Origin of the sequence: Phenylobacterium sp., assembly GCF_031984885.1 — a bacterium.
In the GTDB taxonomy this organism is placed as follows: Bacteria; Pseudomonadota; Alphaproteobacteria; order Caulobacterales; family Caulobacteraceae; genus Phenylobacterium.
Map to the genome: position 1 here is coordinate 1 of NZ_DAMABV010000010.1, position 17,870 is coordinate 17,870.

General features: G+C 69.8%; 21 protein-coding genes. 13 read left to right on the plus strand and 8 right to left on the minus strand.

Going from position 1 to position 17,870, the window contains the following annotated elements; translation table 11 throughout:
* Positions 1–297: 297 nt before the first annotated feature.
* On the minus strand, positions 298–696 hold the full coding sequence (locus RTL41_RS14945; protein WP_312165827.1) for a hypothetical protein: 399 nt from the start codon (positions 694–696) through the stop codon (positions 298–300).
* A gap of 69 nt (positions 697–765) precedes the next feature.
* On the opposite strand from RTL41_RS14945, the gene RTL41_RS14950 reads away from it, so the two are divergent.
* The gene (locus tag RTL41_RS14950; RefSeq protein ID WP_312165828.1) at positions 766–1,368 is read left to right on the plus strand and encodes a GNAT family protein; all 603 of its coding nucleotides are present in this window, start codon (positions 766–768) and stop codon (positions 1,366–1,368) included.
* A 216-nt stretch (positions 1,369–1,584) separates the two neighbouring features.
* Here the strand turns inward: RTL41_RS14950 and RTL41_RS14955 are convergent, their stop codons facing one another.
* Positions 1,585–2,523: an SDR family NAD(P)-dependent oxidoreductase gene (locus RTL41_RS14955; protein WP_312165829.1), complete on the minus strand. Its 939-nt coding sequence runs from the start codon at positions 2,521–2,523 to the stop codon at positions 1,585–1,587.
* 33 nt (positions 2,524–2,556) lie between these two features.
* Positions 2,557–3,816, minus strand: a complete 1,260-nt coding sequence (locus RTL41_RS14960) for an MFS transporter (protein ID WP_312165830.1) — start codon at positions 3,814–3,816, stop codon at positions 2,557–2,559.
* 253 nt (positions 3,817–4,069) lie between these two features.
* Between RTL41_RS14960 and RTL41_RS14965 the strand changes: the two genes are divergently transcribed.
* Entirely contained in the window at positions 4,070–4,555 is a 486-nt protein-coding gene (locus RTL41_RS14965) for an N-acetyltransferase (protein ID WP_312165831.1), read from the plus strand.
* Positions 4,556–4,565: 10 nt separating this feature from the next.
* Here RTL41_RS14965 and RTL41_RS14970 read toward each other — a convergent pair whose 3' ends face one another.
* Entirely contained in the window at positions 4,566–5,213 is a 648-nt protein-coding gene (locus tag RTL41_RS14970) for a TetR/AcrR family transcriptional regulator (RefSeq protein ID WP_312165832.1), read from the minus strand.
* A 17-nt stretch (positions 5,214–5,230) separates the two neighbouring features.
* Here RTL41_RS14970 and RTL41_RS14975 point away from each other — a divergent pair, with 17 nt between their 5' ends.
* Both RTL41_RS14975 and RTL41_RS14980 read left to right on the plus strand, forming a co-directional pair.
* Positions 5,231–5,680 (plus strand): nuclear transport factor 2 family protein, encoded by a 450-nt coding sequence (locus tag RTL41_RS14975; protein WP_312165833.1) that lies wholly within the window; start codon positions 5,231–5,233, stop codon positions 5,678–5,680.
* On the plus strand, positions 5,677–6,501 hold the full coding sequence (locus RTL41_RS14980; RefSeq protein ID WP_312165834.1) for a hypothetical protein: 825 nt from the start codon (positions 5,677–5,679) through the stop codon (positions 6,499–6,501). The genes RTL41_RS14975 and RTL41_RS14980 overlap by 4 nt, the downstream gene beginning before the upstream one ends.
* A 10-nt stretch (positions 6,502–6,511) precedes the next feature.
* Here the strand turns inward: RTL41_RS14980 and RTL41_RS14985 are convergent, their stop codons facing one another.
* Positions 6,512–6,910, minus strand: a complete 399-nt coding sequence (locus RTL41_RS14985; RefSeq protein ID WP_312165835.1) for a DUF1801 domain-containing protein — start codon at positions 6,908–6,910, stop codon at positions 6,512–6,514.
* 117 nt (positions 6,911–7,027) lie between these two features.
* On the opposite strand from RTL41_RS14985, the gene RTL41_RS14990 reads away from it, so the two are divergent.
* From RTL41_RS14990 to RTL41_RS15010, 5 genes are all read left to right on the plus strand, one after another.
* Positions 7,028–7,603 carry a DUF1285 domain-containing protein gene (locus RTL41_RS14990; protein ID WP_312165836.1) on the plus strand — a complete coding sequence of 192 codons (576 nt, stop codon included), beginning with the start codon at positions 7,028–7,030 and terminating at the stop codon, positions 7,601–7,603.
* Positions 7,600–8,241 (plus strand): CoA pyrophosphatase, encoded by a 642-nt coding sequence (locus RTL41_RS14995; RefSeq protein ID WP_312165837.1) that lies wholly within the window; start codon positions 7,600–7,602, stop codon positions 8,239–8,241. Before RTL41_RS14990 ends, RTL41_RS14995 begins: the two co-directional genes overlap by 4 nt.
* Positions 8,234–8,509, plus strand: a complete 276-nt coding sequence (locus RTL41_RS15000; protein WP_312165838.1) for a DUF6111 family protein — start codon at positions 8,234–8,236, stop codon at positions 8,507–8,509. Before RTL41_RS14995 ends, RTL41_RS15000 begins: the two co-directional genes overlap by 8 nt.
* A 26-nt stretch (positions 8,510–8,535) precedes the next feature.
* Positions 8,536–9,750 (plus strand): CCA tRNA nucleotidyltransferase, encoded by a 1,215-nt coding sequence (locus tag RTL41_RS15005; protein WP_312165981.1) that lies wholly within the window; start codon positions 8,536–8,538, stop codon positions 9,748–9,750.
* A gap of 163 nt (positions 9,751–9,913) precedes the next feature.
* Positions 9,914–10,612, plus strand: coding sequence for a glutamine amidotransferase-related protein (locus tag RTL41_RS15010; RefSeq protein WP_312165839.1), 699 nt, complete (start codon positions 9,914–9,916; stop codon positions 10,610–10,612).
* Positions 10,613–10,733: 121 nt separating this feature from the next.
* Here RTL41_RS15010 and hemF read toward each other — a convergent pair whose 3' ends face one another.
* Together hemF and RTL41_RS15020 are read right to left on the minus strand one after the other, a co-directional pair.
* A complete protein-coding gene (gene hemF, locus RTL41_RS15015) occupies positions 10,734–11,612 on the minus strand; it encodes an oxygen-dependent coproporphyrinogen oxidase (protein WP_312165840.1) in 879 nt (292 codons plus the stop codon).
* Positions 11,613–11,624: 12 nt separating this feature from the next.
* Positions 11,625–12,092: a tRNA (cytidine(34)-2'-O)-methyltransferase gene (locus tag RTL41_RS15020; RefSeq protein WP_312165841.1), complete on the minus strand. Its 468-nt coding sequence runs from the start codon at positions 12,090–12,092 to the stop codon at positions 11,625–11,627.
* Positions 12,093–12,319: 227 nt separating this feature from the next.
* On the opposite strand from RTL41_RS15020, the gene petA reads away from it, so the two are divergent.
* The 4 genes from petA (at position 12,320) to RTL41_RS15040 (ending at position 16,960) form a co-directional block, all read left to right on the plus strand.
* Positions 12,320–12,874, plus strand: coding sequence for a ubiquinol-cytochrome c reductase iron-sulfur subunit (gene petA / locus RTL41_RS15025; protein ID WP_312165842.1), 555 nt, complete (start codon positions 12,320–12,322; stop codon positions 12,872–12,874).
* Positions 12,875–12,879: 5 nt separating this feature from the next.
* Positions 12,880–14,199: a cytochrome b/b6 gene (locus tag RTL41_RS15030; RefSeq protein WP_312165843.1), complete on the plus strand. Its 1,320-nt coding sequence runs from the start codon at positions 12,880–12,882 to the stop codon at positions 14,197–14,199.
* Positions 14,200–14,206: 7 nt separating this feature from the next.
* A complete protein-coding gene (locus RTL41_RS15035; protein ID WP_312165844.1) occupies positions 14,207–15,055 on the plus strand; it encodes a cytochrome c1 in 849 nt (282 codons plus the stop codon).
* A gap of 129 nt (positions 15,056–15,184) precedes the next feature.
* Positions 15,185–16,960: a tetratricopeptide repeat protein gene (locus tag RTL41_RS15040; protein ID WP_312165845.1), complete on the plus strand. Its 1,776-nt coding sequence runs from the start codon at positions 15,185–15,187 to the stop codon at positions 16,958–16,960.
* A gap of 2 nt (positions 16,961–16,962) precedes the next feature.
* Here RTL41_RS15040 and RTL41_RS15045 read toward each other — a convergent pair whose 3' ends face one another.
* Positions 16,963–17,739, minus strand: a complete 777-nt coding sequence (locus RTL41_RS15045; RefSeq protein ID WP_312165846.1) for a hypothetical protein — start codon at positions 17,737–17,739, stop codon at positions 16,963–16,965.
* Positions 17,740–17,870 lie beyond the last annotated feature (131 nt).

Consider the following 17,870-nt stretch of genomic DNA (forward strand, 5'->3'; position numbering starts at 1 on the left):
AAACGCCGTCCTCAGAGACCTAACAGCCCCAAAAACTCAACTGACTTGATGACACGTTGGGGTGGGGGACGGCGTGAGGCTGTGGATATGGATCTCCGGCACGCCTGCGCGGCCGGGGATGACGATCGGAGGGCGATAGTCCTGATGAGTCCGCCTGGGAGAATGGGTGTCATCCCGGTTTGCGGAGCAAGACCGGGACCCATTCGCGCCGTGCCTGACGAATGAGGCGCGGCCCCGCCCCAAAAGCTCAACTGACTTGATGACACGTTGGGGTGGGGGACGGCGCGGGCGGGCGCGTCAGACCGAGATGTCGATGATCATCGGCTTGGCCGGTTCGCCGCGCTTGGCGGCTTCGGCGGCTTCGGTCTTGAGCGCCTGTTCCATGGCGTCCTTCACGAGGCGGGCGACCTCGCTCTCGATGGCGGCGGGGTCGGCGTCGGGGTTGGCGGCTTTGACCTCGGCCTCGATCTTTTCCTTCAGCTTCTCGAGCTTCTGCTCCTGGGCCCAGGCGTAGATGCCCTTCTCGCGGATCTCGTCGAGCAGGGCGCGCTGGGTGGACTTTGAAAGCTCGGCCTTGCGCGCGGCCTCGGCCGCGGCGGAGGGTTTTGCCGAGTCGGTCTTGCCGACCTGGCCGATCTTGCTCAGCGGATCGGTAGAGAAAAGGCCGCCCATGAGGCTGGAAATGCCGGCTTGCATGCGAACGCTCCCTGACTGGGCTAACCTGGAGCAAAGGCCGGGCCAACCGGCGGCAGAGGAGGAAACGCGATGAGTGCGCCGCCCAAGACGGTGTTGCAGGTCACGCCCGAGGAAGAGGCCGCGATCCGCGCGGCGGTGCGCGGGGCCGGGGGCGAGGGCCTGGTCGTCGCCGGGTCGCAGCATGTGGCCGGGCTGACGGCGCTGCTGGCCGACCCGCGGGTCTCCGACCCGATCTACGACCTGCCGCGGCCGATCAACGAGGCGAACGTCGCGCGCTGGGTCGAGGAGAGCGAGGCGCTGCGCCGGAAGGGCGAATGCCTGCTGACCGTGACCCTGGACGAGGCGGGCGAGGTCGCCGGCTATTCAAGGTTCACGGTCTGGCCGGACCGCTCGGCGGCGGAGATCGCCGGGGCGCGGCGCGCGGACCTGCAGAACTCGCACAGCGGCAAGGCGGGCGTGGCGCGCTCGATCGCCTTCATGTTCGAGCACCTGGGCGTGCGGCTGATCGCGCTGACCGCGGCGCTGGACAATGTGCGCTCGGCCGCCTCGATCGACGCGGCGGGCTTTCGGCGGCTGGGCGAGATCGACAGCGTGCGGCCCGACGGGACCACGCGGCGCTCGCTGTACTGGGAGCTGAGCCGCGAGGAGTGGGTGCGGACGCACCGGCTGTAGGGTTGCGTCCCTTTCCTCCGATCCCCGGCCGCGGATGCATACGCGCCAGGGATTCCCGGCGGAGCTCAGCGTCTATGGATGGCCGGGCGGCCCGGCCATGACGAACCATGGAAAATCCATAGGCGATCGCCCTCTCCCGGCGGGGAGGAACGTTCGAGACAGCAAAACGGCGGCTCCCGAGGGAGCCGCCGTCTGCAGTTCAGCCTATCGGGCCGATCAGCCGGCCTTGGCCGGGGCCGCGTCGCCGCCGCCCTGGCTCGCCAGCGGCGGGCGCGAGAGCGGGGTGAACTTGGCTTCCATCTTCGGAATGGCTTCCGAGATGATGGTGTCCACGGTCCAGCCTTCTTCCTTGGTCACGGTCTCGACCGGACGCGGCTGGCTGTAGAGGATGATGTTCTCGCCCGAGGCGCCGAAGATCTGGCCCGAGACGTGGGCCGCGGCCGGGGTGACCATGGCCACCGAGAAGCGGGCCGGCTGGTCGGCGCGGATCTTCTCGGCCATGACGGCGCGGCGGGCGGCGGCGGCTTCGTCCTTCACCGGCACCGACTGGGTCATGCGGGTCCAGGCGACCGGCGCCAGGCAGTTGGAGCGCACGTTGTTGCGCGCGCCTTCCATGGCGATGATCCGCGACAGGCCGGCGATGCCCATCTTGGCCGCGCCGTAGTTGGCCTGGCCGATGTTGCCCAGCAGGCCCGAGGTCGAGGTGAAGAACATGTAGGCGCCGTCGTTCTGTTCGCGGAACAGCTCGATGGTGGCGCGGGCGACGTTGAACGAGCCGCGCATGTGGACGGCGATGACCGCGTCCCACTCGGCTTCGGTCATCTTGTGGAACATCACGTCGCGCAGGATGCCGGCCGGATTGATGACCGCGTGCAGGCCGCCGAATTCCTTCTTGGCCTGCTCGACCATGCCGTAGACGGCGTCGAGGTCGGTGACGCTGTCGGAGTTGGACACCGCCTCGCCGCCCGCGGCGCGGATTTCGGCCGCGACCTGTTCGGCCGGACCTGCCGAGCCTTCGTCGCCGCCGGCGAGACCGCCGCCGAGGTCGTTGACGACGACCTTCGCGCCTTCCTGAGCGGCGATCAGCGCGCAATCACGGCCAATGCCGTTGCCGCCGCCGGTGACCAGTACAACCTTGCCTGAAAGAGCACCCATCAAACCTATCTCCCTAAAAGAATACCGTGTTTGTTATTCGAGCCGGTCGGCCTTGCGCAAGGCGGGAAACAGCCTGGCCCAGACGCCGGTGACGATCAGGGCCGCCACGCCGCCCGAGACCGCGGCCCCGACCGCGCCCATGAAGCGGGCGGCGACGCCGGTGCGGAACTCGCCCAATTCGTTGGACGCGCCGATGAACAGCGAGGACACCGCCGCCACCCGGCCGCGCATCTGGTCGGGGGTGACGATCTGCACCAGGGTCTGGCGCACATAGACGCTGAGCATGTCGGCGCCGCCCAGCACGGCCAGGGCCACGACCGACAGCCAGAAGGTCTGCGAGAGGCCGAAGACGATGGTGGCGAGCGCGAAGACGGCGACGCCGACGAACATGATCGGCCCGGCCTTGGCGCGGATCGGATTGGCCGCCAGCCACATGGCCACCAGGGTCGCGCCGATGGCGGGTCCCGCGCGCAGCATGCCGAAGCCCTCGGCCCCGACGTGCAGGATGTCGCGCGCATAGACCGGCAAGAGGGCGGTGGCCCCGCCCAGCAGCACGGCGAACAGGTCCAGCGAGATCGCCCCGAAGACGATCTTGTTGCGCCAGACGTAGCCCAGGCCCTCCTTGATCAGCGTCCAGCGCGAGCCGGCCTGGGCCATCGGCCTGGTGTTCATGGCGATCAGCGAGACGGTGAGCACGGCGATCAGGTAGAGGCCGCTGGTCGCGCCGTAGGCCACGGCCGGCGAGATCGAGACCAGCGCCCCGCCCAGGGCCGGGCCGATGATCGAGCCGCCCTGCCAGGCCAGCGAGTTCCAGGCGATGGCGCGCGGCAGCAGGCTGCGCGGCACCAGCATCGGCCCCATGGCGGTGCCGGCCGGGCCCATGAAGGCGCGGCTGGTCCCGAACAGCACGGCCACGCCCAGCAGCAGCGGGATGGTGGCGAAGCCGAACAGGCTGGCGGCCAGCAGCAGCAGCACCGAGGCGATCTCGCCGGCGTAGCAGAGCTGGAGGATGCGCTTGCGGTCGTAGCGGTCGGCGGCCTCGCCGGCCGAGAGCGCCAGCAGCAGCACCGGAATGAAGGTCACCAGCCCGATCATGCCGACATAGAAGGCCGACTGGGCGACGCTGTGGGTCTGGCGCGCGACGGCGTAGACCTGCCAGCCGAGGGCCACGCTCTGGATCTGCACGCCGAGCGTCGAGGCCACGCGCGTCGACCAGAACAGCATGTAGTCGCGGTGGGCCAGCAACTCGCGGGCGGTGGAGGGCTGATCGACAGCTTCGGTCGGGTCGGACATGCGAGCTCGGGACTGGCGCACTCGGGAACTTAAGGCCGCGCAACTTGGCCCGTCCGGACCTGCGCCGCAACGCGCGATTGACGCGGGACGCTCATGGCCTTATGCGCCGCGCTTCCCGTGAACGATCCGGAAGACGTCCATGCGACGCCAGCGACGAACCGGGCGCGCCCGCCGCGCCAGCTAGAGTCCCGCTCGCCGGCGCCGTTGCGCGCATGGCGGCGCCCCCCGTCGCCTTCCGCCCGCAAAGACGTTCATGATCGATCCCGCCGAACAGGCCCTCGCCTTCACCCAGGAACAACCCGCCGACGCCGACGCCATCGAGGCGCTGCTGGACCACGCCTTCGGGCCCGCCCGCTTCGTGAAGTCGTCCGAGCGCGTGCGCGAGTTCGCCGAGTTCCGCCCCGAGATGTCGTTCTGCGCCTGGGACCAGGGCCGGCTGGTCGGCTCGGTGCGGATGTGGAAGGTGCATGTGGGCGGGACGCCCGCGATCTTCCTCGGCCCGCTGGCCGTGCGCGCCGAGGGCCGCAAGTTCGGGACCGGCGGCGAGCTGGTGGCGCGGGCCTGCGCCGCGGCGCGGGCGGCCGGCTATCCGGTGCTGCTGGTCGGGGACGAGCCCTATTTCGGCCGCTTCGGCTTCGCGGCCGCGCCGTGCAAGGGCGTGCGGATGCCTGGGCCGGTGGACCAGCGCCGGGTGCTGGCGTGCGGCGCGGACGTGCTGGCCGGGCCGGTCACGGCCTGAGCGCGGCGCGTCAGCCCGCGCGGAACGCCGCCGCCGTCATCCGCGCCAGCGCCTTGAGCTGCTGGCGGGTGCAGCGCTGGCCCAGCACGACCAGGCGCCAGTAGAGCGGCCCGATCAGGAAGTCGGTCGCCAGCCGGCGGTCGACATCGGCGGGCAGCTCGCCGCGGGCCACGGCGCGGTCGACCAAGGTGGCGACCTTCTTCCCGCTCGCCGCCTCGCTGGGCCGCAGCGCCGCGGCCAGGGCCGGCTCGCGCTCCATGCTGGCATAGAGGTCGGCCATGATCCGGCGCACCATCGGATGGCGCATCAGCCGCCGGCCGGCCAGGCCCATGGCGTAGAGATCGGCCTCCAGCGATCCGCGATCGCCGGACTCGATGCGCCCGGGCACGGTGGCCGTCAGTTGCGAGACCAGGTCCTGCGCCATGTCGGCCTTGGACCGCCAGCGGCGATAGAGCGCCGCCTTGCCGACCCCGGCCTTTTTCGCCACGGCGTCGAGGCTGAGCGCGCTGTAGCCGACCCGCGCCCATTCCTCGAAGAACGTCCGCGCCAGGGCGTCGGTGATCTGCGGCCGCTTCACCGCAGCCCCGCTCGGCGTCGCGACGGAACTGTTGCGTTCCGACGGATCGGAGGCTATCTCGTCGAGACGATCCTGTTCCATCGACGGAGAATTATCCCGTGACCGAGACCAAGCCAACCTTTGTCAGCATCCTGAAGGACGCGCTCGGCGAGCGTATCGACCCGTCGGCAGGGAACTTCATCGAGATGATGGCCGAGGACTTCGTCATGGAGTTCCCTTACGCCCGCCCCGGCATGCAGCCGCGGATCGAGGGCCGCGAGGCCGTCGTCGCCTATCTGATGACCGTGGCCGGGGCGGTGAGCGTCGACACCGTCGACAACGTGGTCGTCCACCAGACCGCCGACCCGGAGCTGGTGATCGTCGAGTTCGAGGCCCACGGCCGCGCCCCGAAGGTCGATGAGCCCTACGACCAGCGCTACATCTCGGTCATCCGCGCGCGTGGCGGCCGGATGATCCACTACAAGGACTATTGGAACCCGATCCAGGGCCTGAAGGCCCAGGTCGGGTCGGCGGCGGTCGACGCCTTCATCCTGGGCGGCGCGGCATGAGCGGCCAGGTGCTGGTGACCGGCGCGAGCGGCAAGACGGGCAAGAGCCTGGTCGGGCTGCTGAAGGATCGGGGCGTGCCCTGCCGCGCCGCCACGCGCGGCGGCGAGCCCGCGTTCGACTGGACGGCGCCGGAGACGTGGGCCGCGGCGCTGGAAGACGTCGCCAGCGTCTATCTGGTCGCCCCGCCGACGGTGGACGATCCCTATTCGAAGATGATCGAGTTCCTCAAGGTGGCGACGCGCGAGGGCTCCCGCCGCTTCGTGTTCCTCGGCATGGCGTCGCTGCCGGCCGGCGGCCCGGCCCACGGCCAGGTCCATCAATGGCTGAAGGACAACAGCGACGACTGGGCGGTCCTGGCGCCCAGCGCCTTCATGCAGAACTTCGCCGAGGGCTCGCACCTGGCGACCATCCGCGACGAGGACCGGTTCTATTCCAACACCGGCGACGGCCGCGTGCCGTTCATCAGCGCCGATGACATCGCCCGCGCGGCGTTCGCGCTGCTGACCGGTCGAGCGACCGGGGAGTTCGTCATCACCGGCGGCGAGGCGATCTCGTATGACCAGGTCGCCGAACGGATCAGAGAGGCCTGCGGCCGCGCGATCTCGCACGCCCGCATCTCGACCGAGGAGCTGGTCGCCCGCTTCCTGAAGCGCGGCCTGCCCGAACTGACGGCCAGGTTCCTGGCGGCCGGCTACGAGACCATCGCCGCCGGCGCCCACGCCCAGACGACGGACGTCTACAGCGTCCTGACCGGCGCCCGGCCGACCACCTTCGAGGCGTTCGCCGAGGCGAATGCGCAGGTCTGGCGGCGGGCGGGCTAAGGACCGCCGCTCAGGCTTTCTTCTTTTTCTTCGCGGCGCTGTTGAGCGCGGCGGCGGCCTGCACCAGGGCCTTGAAGGCCGCTTCGTCCAGGGCCGCGCCCTGCGGGATGTCGATGGCGCGGCGGACATTGCCCTCGAGGCTGGAGTTGAAGAGGCCGGCGGGATCGTCCAGGGCCGCGCCCTTGGCGAAGGTGAGCTTGACGTAGGCCTTGTAGGTCTCGCCGGTGCAGATGATGCCGTCATGCGACCAGACCGGGGTGCCGCGCCACTTCACCTCCTCGACCACCTCGGGGACGGCCTGGTGGATCAGGGCGCGGACGCGGGCGAGGGTTTCGCCGCGCCAGTTGCCGAGCGCGGCGATGCGGGCGTCGATCTCCGCGGACGCGGTTGAGGGCTGGGGCGGGGTCATGGGCTTGTCCTTGGGCGGGCCCGCCACCTTGCGGCGAATGGAACGGCGATGTCGAGGGCGCGCCGCTTTTGGAAGAACCCCGTTGAGGCGAGGCGCGCGGGTCCTTACCTTTGCTGCATGGGAGAGACGACAACCAAGCCCGGCCTCGAGGGCGTGATCGCAGCGGCCAAGCAGGCGCCTGGTCGCGGCTTGCCGCCGGTGCACCTGTGGAACCCCGCCCACTGCGGCGAGATCGACATCGTGATCCGCAAGGACGGGACCTGGTTCCACGAGGGCAGTCCCATCGGGCGCGAGGCGCTGGTGCGGCTGTTCTCCACCGTGCTGCGCAAGGATCCCGACGGCTTCCACCTGGTGACGCCGGTGGAGAAGATGAAGATCACGGTCGAGGACGCGCCGTTCATCGCCACGCGGGTGGACCGCGAGGGCGAGGGGCTGAAGTTCCTGACCAATGTCGGCGACGAGGTGGTCGCCGGGCCGGAGAACGAGATCCGGGTCGAGATGGACGCCAGGACCGGCGAGCCGCGGCCCTATCTGCACGTGCGGCGCGGGCTGGAGGCGCTGATCGCCCGGCCGGTGTTCTACGAGCTGGTCGAGCTGGCGCAGGAGCGCGATACCCCCGAGGGGCCGCGCCTGGAGGTCGAATCGAACGGGGCCTGGTTCCCGGTCGGCCCGGCCGGAGCCCACCAACTGTGAGCCCGAGCGCCAAGCCGGCGGAGCTGCGGGAGTGGATCTCCGGGCACCTCGACCCGCTGGACGCCGAGCCGCCCAGCGCGGCGGCCTCGGACTTCGACCTCGGCCCCAACGCCTTTCCCAACGAGCCGGTGAGCCTCAAGCCCGCGGCGGTGCTGGTCGGGCTGATCGAGCGGCCGCATGGCTATTCGGTGCTGCTGACCCGGCGGGCCGACACCCTGCGCAGCCATACCGGCCAGATCGCGCTGCCGGGCGGGCGGCGCGACCCGGGCGAGACCAGCCCGGTCACGGCCCTGCGCGAGGCGCACGAGGAGGTGGGCCTGGCGCCCGACTACGTGTCGCTGGCGGGGCTGTCCTCGCCCTACCGCACCGGGACGGGGTTCCTGGTGACGCCGGTGGTGGGGTTCATCCAGCCGGGCTTCTCGCTGAGGCCGAACCCGGCCGAGGTGGCCGACATCTTCGAGACGCCGTTCGGGTTCCTGATGGACCCGGCCAATCACGAACAGCACGAGCGCCAGGGACCCGACGGGCAGCTTCGCCGTTTCTATGCCATGACCCACGAGGATCGCTTCATCTGGGGCGCGACGGCGGGGATGCTGCGGGCGCTCTACGACCGGCTGTATGGAGCGGCGGTTGCTTAGGGAACTGGCCCCGCGACTGCTGCTGATGGCGGCGCCGTTCGTCATCTGGTTCATCTGGCGCGAGGTCGCCCGGCGCACGGGACGGCCGATGGGCTCGACGCCCTGGACCTGGCTGGTGGCCATCGCCGGGGGCCTGCTGGCGGTTTCGCTGCTGGCGACCGCGCTTTTCCATGGCGACAACCGCGGGGAAACCTATGTTCCTGCGGAAGTGGAGGCCGGCGGCCAGGTGTCGCCGGGGCATTTCGAGAAAAAGGCGCCCGTAAAGTGACGCAGAGCATCGGCCAGAAGCCCTGGATGACCCCCGCCGCCCCGGTGATGGAGGCGCTGGAAGCGGCCGGAGGCCCCGGCTGCGCGCGCTTCGTCGGCGGCGCGGTGCGCAACGCCCTGCTGGGCCAGCCGGTGGACGACGTCGACATCGCCTGCACCCTGACCCCCGAGGAGGCGACCAAGGCGCTGCGGGGCGCGGGGATCAAGGTGGCGCCGACCGGGGTCGACCACGGCACGGTGACGGCGATCGTCGGCGGGGCGCCGTTCGAGGTGACGACCCTGCGCCGCGACGTCGAGACCTACGGGCGCCGCGCGGTGGTGGCGTTCACCACGGACTGGGCCGAGGACGCCCAGCGCCGCGACTTCACGATGAACGCGGTCTATGCCGACCGCGAGGGGAACCTGACCGATCCGACCGGCAGCGGCGTCGCCGACGCCAAGGCCGGGCGGCTGGTGTTCGTGGGCGACCCGGCGACGCGGATCGCCGAGGACAGCCTGCGCATCCTGCGCTTCTTCCGGTTCCTGGCCTGGTACGGCAAGGGCGAGCCGGACGCCGCGGCGCTGGCGGCCTGCGAGGCGGGCCGGGGGCTGATGGCCAACCTGGCGGCCGAGCGGGTGGCCAAGGAACTGCTGAAGCTGCTGGCGGCCTATGATCCGCGCCCGGCCGTGGCCTTGATGGCCAGGACCGGGGTGCTGACCGATCTGCTGCCCTCGGCCAGCGACCTGACGGCCTTCGAGCGGTTGGTCGAGGTGGAGACCGAGCAGCTTTTCGGCTGCGACCCGCTGCTGCGGCTGGCGACCCTGCTGCCGAACAACGAGATCGGGGCCGGCCAGGCGGCCGAGGCCCTACGGCTGTCGAACGACCAACGCGACCGGCTGGTGGCGGCGATGGGCAGGACCCCGCGCATCACCTCGTGGATGAGCCCGCGCGAGAGCCGGCGGGCGGTCTACCGGATCGGGGTGCAGACCTTCAGCGACCGCATCAAGCTGGCCTGGGCGCGCTCGGAGCGCTCGGCGGCGACGCACCAGTGGCGCGGCCTGCTGGCCCTGGCCGAGAGCTGGACCCCGCCGCCGTTCCCGCTGAGCGGCGAGGACGTGATCAAGTCGGGCGTGCCCAAGGGGCCGATGGTCGGCCAGGTGCTGCGCGAGGTCGAGGACTGGTGGATCGACCACGACTTCATCGACGACAAGTTCTCGGCCATCGAGAAGCTGAAGGCCGTGGCGCAGGGCATGGCGTATTGAAACGCTAGATCCTCCCCTCTTGGGGGAGGTGGATCGATGCGCAGCATCGAGACGGAGGGGGACCGCTCTCAAGCTGAAGAGAGTCCAAGTCCCCCTCAGTCAGCCATGCGGCTGACAGCTCCCCCAGAGGGGGAGCATCTGGGCAAGGGCTGGGGACGTGATGATGAAACTCGGCATCCTGGAGACCGGCGCGCCGCCGGAGGAGATCCGCGGGCGCTATGGCGGCTATCCGGCGATGTTCCGGCGGCTGTTCGGCGAGGGCGCCTATGACTATGCGGTGTTCGACGTGGCGGCGGGCGAACTGCCCTCCGGAGTCGACGACTGCGGGGCCTGGCTGGTCACCGGCTCGTCGGCCGGCGTCTATGATCCCGAGCCGTGGATCGCGCCGCTGGAGGACTTCCTGCGCGCCGCCAGGGGCCAGGCGCCGCTGGTCGGGGTCTGTTTCGGCCACCAGGTCATGGCCCAGGCCTTCGGCGGCAAGGTGGTGAAGTCGCCGAACGGCTGGGGCCTGGGGCTGCAGCGCTACCGGCTGGGCGAGGCGCGCGGCTGGATGGACAGCGCCGAGCCGATCGCCGTGCCCGGCTCGCACCAGGACCAGGTGGTCGAGGCGCCGCCCGGCGCCAGGGTGGTCGGCGGCAACGACTTCTGCCCGGTCGGCATGCTGGACTATGGCGCGGCGCGGGCGGTCTCGATCCAGCTTCATCCGGAGTTCGAGCCCGACTACGCCAAGGCGCTGATCGAGACCCGGCGCGGGACGCGGCTGACCCACGAGGAGGCCGACCGGGCGGTGATGAGCTACGAGCAGCCCGACGACCGCCTGCGGGTCGGCGCCTGGCTGCAGCGGTTCATCGAGACGGCGTGACCCGACGTGTCATCCCGCGCCTGGAACGCAAGATGGGGCGAGGTCGGCGAGACCTCCCCTCCATCTGGTGTTCATGGGTCCCGGTCTTGCTGCGCAAACCGGGATGACAGCGGGTGGGGGGTCAGGTCCAGGCGACCATCGGCGGCATCGAGGACAGGATGGTCTCGATGTTGCCGCCGGCCTTGAGGCCGAACATGGTTCCACGGTCGTAGAGCAGGTTGAACTCGACGTAGCGGCCGCGGCGGACCAGTTGTTCCTGGCGGTCGGCCTCGGTCCAGGGCTCGTCCATGCGGTGGCGGACGATCTTGGGATAGACGTCGAGGAAGGCGTCGCCGACGGCGCGGGTGAAGGCGAAGTCCTTCTCGAAGTCGCCGCTGTTGTGACGGTCGTAGAAGATGCCGCCGACGCCGCGCGGCTCGCCCCGGTGCGGCAGGAAGAAATACTCGTCGCACCAGGCCTTGTATTTGGCGTGCCAGTCGGGATCGAAGGCGTCGCAGGCCTGCTTCATGGCCGCATGGAACAGTCTGGCGTCGTCGGCCTCCTGGCTGCGCTGGGCGTCCAGCATCGGCGTCAGGTCGGCGCCGCCGCCGAACCAGCTCTCGGCCGTCGACAGGAAGCGGGTGTTCATGTGCACGGTCGGCACGCGCGGCGAGCGCGGGTGCACGATCAGGCTGATGCTGGCCGAGACGTAGGTCGGGTCCTTGTCGGCGCCGGGCATCTGGGCGGCCATCTCGGGCGAGAAGCGGGCCAGGGCGGCGGAGGTGTGGACGCCGGCCTTTTCGAACAGCCGGCCCTTCAGGTGGCCGCCAACGCCGCCGCCGACCCCGGTCTCGCGGGTCCAGGGGCGCATGTCGAACTTGCCGGGCTCGCCGGGATAGAGATCGGCGGGGGCCTCGTCCTCCAGCCGCTCAAGCTCGGCGCAGATCCGGGTCTGCAGGCTTTCGAACCATTCCTTGGCGCGGCCGCGCCGGGCGTCGATCTCGGGAGAAATATTGGTCATGGCGTACCGCAGTTAGGAAATTTTGGCGGGAGTAGGAAATTGACCGGTCTGGCGCAACGCCTCGGAAAGTCCGATGGCGGCCGACACCGTGACGTTCAGCGAACGCCGGCCGGGGGTGAGGGGGATGAAGACGCGGGCGTCGGCGGCGTCGTGAACGTCGTCGGGAACGCCCAGGCTCTCGCGCCCGAACAGCAGGATATCGTCGGGCCGGAAGGCGAAATCGTGCAATGGCTGCGCGGCCTTAGTGGAAAACAGCACTATTCGGCCCTGGCCCCTGGCGGCGTGAAAATCGCTCCAGCCGGCATGGCGCACGACATCGGCCGGCTGTCCGTAATCCATGGCCGCACGGCGGATCGCCTTGTCCGAAAGCGGGAAGCCACAAGGCTCGATGACGTGCACGGGGACCCCCATACAGGCCCCGAGACGAAGGGCCGCGCCAAGGTTTTGCGGAATGTCCGGTTGAAAAAGCGCGAGCAGCATTCTAAGCGGTCCAGCCACGGGATTAGCCGGGGCCAGGGGCGAATCACGGAAGGTGGGCTGCGAGACGCATTCCACAAGCCTTCCGCGGGTTTGCCCGGCGCCAGCGTTTAGTTCCGGTGGCCCTTACCAGAACCGCTGGCGGGGGTCGAAGGCAGGATCGCTCCGGAATTATCCGTAGGGGTCTGACGGGTCGCAGTCCGCGGCCCCAAACGAAGGGTAGCTTTAAGGTGGCCGACACCGTCGCGGGCGCAAATCCCGATACCCATGCCGCGGGCGACGACCCGAACCGGCGTGATTTCATTCATATTGCGGCGGCGGTCGCGGCCGGCGGCGCTGTCGCAGGCCTCGCCTGGCCGTTCATCGACCAGATGAATCCGTCCGGCGATACGCTGGCTCTGGCTTCGGTCGAGTTCGACCTGACCAAGGTCGAGGAAGGCCAGCAGGTCACCATCAAGTGGCGGGGCAAGCCGCTGTTCATCCGCAATCGGACTGGCGCGGAGATCGCCAAGGCCATCAAGGATGACGGCGAGAGCATGCCCGATCCGCAGAAGGACGAAGACCGTCACAAGCCGGGCAAGGCCCAATGGCTCGTGCTGGTCGGCACCTGCACGCACCTCGGCTGCGTGCCGACGTTCGGCGGCGGCGACTACGGCGGCTGGTTCTGCCCGTGCCACGGCTCGCACTACGACGTGTCGGGCCGCATCCGTAAGGGGCCGGCGCCGAAGAACCTGGCGGTGCCCGACTACACCTTCCTTTCCGACACCAAGGTCAAGGTGGGCTGACCCAGATGAGCGGACATTCGAACTACGAACCCAAGACCGGCATCGAGCGCTGGCTCGACACCCGTCTTCCCGTCGTGCGCCTGGCGTATGACTCGATCATCGACTTCCCGACCCCGAAGAACCTGAACTACTGGTGGACCTTCGGCGGCATCCTGGCGGTCTGCCTGGGCATCCAGTTGGTCACCGGCATCGTGCTGGCCATGCACTACGTGCCGCACGTCGACCACGCCTTCGCCTCGGTCGAGCGCATCATGCGCGACGTCAACTACGGTTGGCTGATCCGCTACATGCACGCCAACGGCGCCTCGATGTTCTTCATCGCGGTCTACATCCACATGTTCCGCGGCCTCTACTACGGATCCTACAAGGCGCCCCGCGAGGTGCTGTGGATCCTGGGCTGCGTGATCTACCTGCTGATGATGGCCACCGCCTTCATGGGCTACGTGCTGCCCTGGGGCCAGATGTCCTTCCACGGCGCCGTCGTGATCACCAACCTGTTCGGCGCGCTGCCGGTCGTGGGCGAGGCGATCACCACCTGGCTGTGGGGCGGCTTCGCGGTCGACAACCCGACGCTGAACCGCTTCTTCTCGCTGCACTACCTGCTGCCGTTCATGATCGCGGGCGTCGTGGGCCTGCACATCTGGGCGCTGCACGTCCCGGGCAACAACAACCCGACCGGCGTGAACGTGAAGTCGAAGGAAGACACCGTTCCCTTCCATCCGTACTACACGGTGAAGGACGGCTTCGCGATCGTGGTGTTCCTGATCCTGTTCGCGACCTTCGTGTTCTACAATCCGAACGCGCTCGGCCACGCCGACAACTACATCCCAGGCAACCCGCTGGTGACCCCGGCGCACATCGTTCCGGAATGGTACTTCCTGCCGTTCTACGCGATCCTGCGCGCGGTTCCCGACAAGCTCGGCGGCGTGCTGCTGATGTTCGGCGCCATCGCGGTGATGTTCGTCCTGCCCTGGCTCGACACCTCCAAGGTGCGCTCCATGCGCTACCGGCCGACGGCGAAGCTGTACTTCTTCATCTTCCTGCTGGCCTGCCTGGTGCTGGGCTACTGCGGCGGTCAGCTGCCGGACGACCACGTCATCCCGCACCTGTCGACCTTCAAGCTGCTGGACGCCGACCTGAACTCGTTCGTGTGGCTGTCGCGGATCGCCACCCTGTACTACTTCGCCTACTTCCTGGTCGTCCTGCCGGTCCTGGGCCTCACCGAGACCCCGCTTCCGGTTCCGGAATCGATCAGCGAACCTGTGCTTTCGCATCCCGCCAACGCGCCGGCCGGCGCCGCGGCTTCGCCTGAAAAGAGGGGTTGAGCCTAAGATGCTGCGTAAAGGTATCGCGCTCGCGGCGTTTGGGCTGGCTGTCATGGCTGCTCCCGCCGCCCTCGCTGCTGGCGGCGCTGCGCCGGTCAAGCATGTCGAGTTCAGCTTCGAAGGCCCGTTCGGCAAGTTCGACCAGGCCCAGTTGCAACGCGGGTACAAGGTCTATCGGGAGGTCTGCTCAGCCTGCCACTCGATGAACCTGATGTACTTCCGGAACCTCGGCCAGAAGGACGGACCGTTCTACGATCCGAAATATCCGAACCCGAACGACAACCCCTATGTGAAGTCGGTCGCCAAGGACTATCAGATCAAGGACATCGACTCCGAGACCGGGGACGTCATCGAGCGTCCGGGCACCTCGGCCGACAAGTTCCCCTCGCCCTTCCCGAACGAAGCGGCGGCGCGGGCTTCGAACGGCGGCGCCCTGCCGCCGGACCTGTCGGTGATGGCCAAGGCCCGCCACCATGGGCCGCAGTACATCTACTCGCTGCTGACCGGCTACGAGAACCCGCCCGCGGGCCTGAAGGTCGGCGTCGGCCAGCACTACAACCCCTACATGGCCGGTGACGTCACCGCCGCGTGGTCGGGTCCGCACGACAAGGTTCCGAAGGGCGGCTTCATCGCCATGGCCCCGCCGCTGGCGGAGGGCCAGGTGAGCTTCGACGACGGCACCAAGTCGACGCTGGACCAGCAAGCCAAGGACGTGTCGGCCTTCATCGCCTGGGCTTCGGAGCCCAAGATGCAGGAGCGCAAGGCCTTCGGCATGGCCGCGATGGTCTATCTCTTCATCTTCGCGGGCCTGCTGTACGCCAGCTACCGCAAGATCTGGAAGAACGTCGCCCACTAGGGCGATGCGCTTGCGACGAATTGGAAAGGCCCCGGAGCGATCCGGGGCCTTTTTCGTTGCAGGCGCCCTCGCTTGACTTCGGGCCAGCCAAAAACCAACGATACTCCAATCGGCTGATGGAGATCGGCGATGGGCAAGGGGTTGAAGGCGGCGGCGCTGGCCGGGATCGGGCTCTCGCTCACGAGCGTCTCGCTCGAGCCGCGGATGTCGCCGAAGCTGCTGGCCGCGCTCGATCCGAGCCTCCTGGCCTCGTCCATATGCGGCGCGCGCCAAGGGGGCGGCGGGGCGTTTGCGCGCAATCTGCTGGTCGCCCAGGCGGTCGCCGCGCCCTTGAGCCAGGCGGCGACGCCGATTCCGCTCTATGACGATCTGACCAGGTCGCCGTTCGCGGCCACCACGTCCCATCCGCAGGCGCGGCGCTATTTCAGCCAGGGCCTGCTGATGACCTATGGCTTCAATCATGCGGGCGCGGTGCGGTCGTTCCGCGAAGCCCAGCGCCTGGATCCGTCCTGCGCGATCTGCTGGTGGGGCGAGGCGGTGGCGCTCGGGCCCAACATCAATGCGCCGATGGACGAGCGCGATCGGGGCGCGGCGCTCGATGCGATGGACAAGGCCATGTCCCTGCGCGAGCGCGCCTCGCCGATGGAGCAAGCCCTGATCGAGGCCGTGGCGCGCCGCTATTCGCGCGACCCCGAGGCCGACCGCGCGGCCCTGGACGGCGCCTATGCGGACGCCATGCTGGAAGTCGCCCGCCGCTTTCCCGCGGACGACGACGTGGCGGTCCTGGCCGCCGAGGCGGTGATGGACACCAGTCCCTGGAACTACTGGGAGGCCGACAGGAAGACCCCGGTCGGGCGCAGCGGCGAGGCGGTCCGCCTGGTCGAAACCGTGATGTCCCGCAATCCGGCGCACGTGCAGGCCGGGCACCTCTACATCCATCTGCTGGAAGCGGCCGACGCCCAGCGTGCGGAGGCGGCGGCCGATCGCCTGGCCAGCCCGCTGGCGCCCAGCGCGGCGCATCTGGTGCACATGCCCTCGCACATCTACCAGGGGCGCGGCCGCTACATGGAGTCGATGCGGGTCAACGTGGCCGCGGCGCGGGCCGACGAGGCCTTCATCCGCAGCGCGGACGACCGCAGCCTCGTCCGCTACGGATACTATCCGCACAACGTCCATTTCATCGTGATCTCCGCGCAGATGGCCGGCGACATGGACACCGCGCTCCGGGAAGCCGAGCGGCTGCGGAACCTGCTGGACATCGAAACCTCGGCGCGGATCGGCTGGGTGCAGGTCATCTATGCGGCGCCCTATCTGGCGATGGCGCAGTTCGCCGCGCCGGAGGCGATCCTCGACATGCCCGCGCCCGACGCGCGCCTGCCCTATGCGGCGGCGATGGGCCACTACGCCCGCGCCATCGCCTACGCCCAACTGCGGAACAAGGCGGCGTTCGAGGCCGAGATCGCAGGGATGGAGGCGCTGGCGAAGGCTGACGCCTTCGCGGACCTGATCGCCCAGGACGTGCCCGCGCCCGAGCTTGTGGAGATGGCGAGCGCCGTGGCCCGCGGGCGTTTCGCGACCGCCCAGGGACGCTATGACGAGGCGGCCGAGTTCTATCGGGCGGCGATCGCCGTCGAGGGCCGCCTGCCCTATATGGAGCCGCCCTACTGGTATTATCCGGTCAACCAGTCGCTGGGCGCGGCCCTGCTGCTCGCAGGCCGGCCCGCGGAGGCGAGCGAGGCCTTCCGCGCCGCCCTGGCGCAGACGCCGCGCAACGGCTGGGCGCTGTATGGCCTAGCGCGGAGCGAGGACGCCCAGGGACGCAAGGCCGACGCCGAGGCGGCGCGGCAGGCGTTCACGAGGGCCTGGGCCGGCCGCCCCGAGTGGCTGCGCCTGGAGCGGCTCTAGGCTTAGCCGGCCGGGGCCAGCAGCAGGCGGCCGCCCGGGAAGTCGAAGCGCAGGCGCCAGCGGGTCAGCAGCGGCGCGCCGAGCACGCCCGCGCCCTGGGTCTCTGCTGTCAGGCCGCCGTCCAGGTTCTCGAACAGGGTTCCGGCGAAGGAGGCGGCGCGCAGGCGCGCGCGGCGCTCGCCATAGGGCAGGATGTCTTCCGGCTTGGCGACGCCCGGCGCGGAGGCGAGGTCCTGGGACAGCCGGACGGCCGTGTCGGAGCCGGTGGCGACGACGAAGTCGCCCGCCAGCGCCCTGGGGCCGTCGGAGACCGCCGCGTGGGCCGTGGCGACGCCGTCCCGCGTGTGGAGCGGCAGGGCCGCTCCGGCGGCCAGCCTGGGCGCCTTGCCATGGGGATAGATCGACACCTTGCAGGGCGCGAAGCTGACGTCGACGACATAGGCCGAGAGCAGGTCGGCCCCGATGACGCCGGCGATGGGCGTCGGAAAGGCGTAGGTGCGCGCGTCGAGGTCGGCGACCGCGAACGGGCGGTCGGGCAGGGTGAGGCCGGCGATGCGGATCGGGCCGCGCTGGGCCGGATCGACCAGGCCCGCGGCCTGGGCCTTGGTCTCGTGCAACTGGGTGACCGGCGAGCCGGTGTCGAGGATGTAGTCGCCGGCCAGTCCGGCGATCGAGGCCGGGGCGACGACGACCCCGCGCTCGTACCAGCAGGCCGTCTCGCCGGCCTGGGCGGCGGCGGGCGCGAGGGCGACGGCGAGGGCCAGGGCGGCGGGCTTCATGGTGTCCGTGGGCTGGAGCGCGCAGCCGCGCCTTGGGGAGCATAGCCCGGCTTTGGGGCGTCGGCGACGGCCCAGCGCGCGTGGCGGCGCAGGGAGCCCCGCCGTGCCCGCGAGGGGGCAGGGGAGTGCAG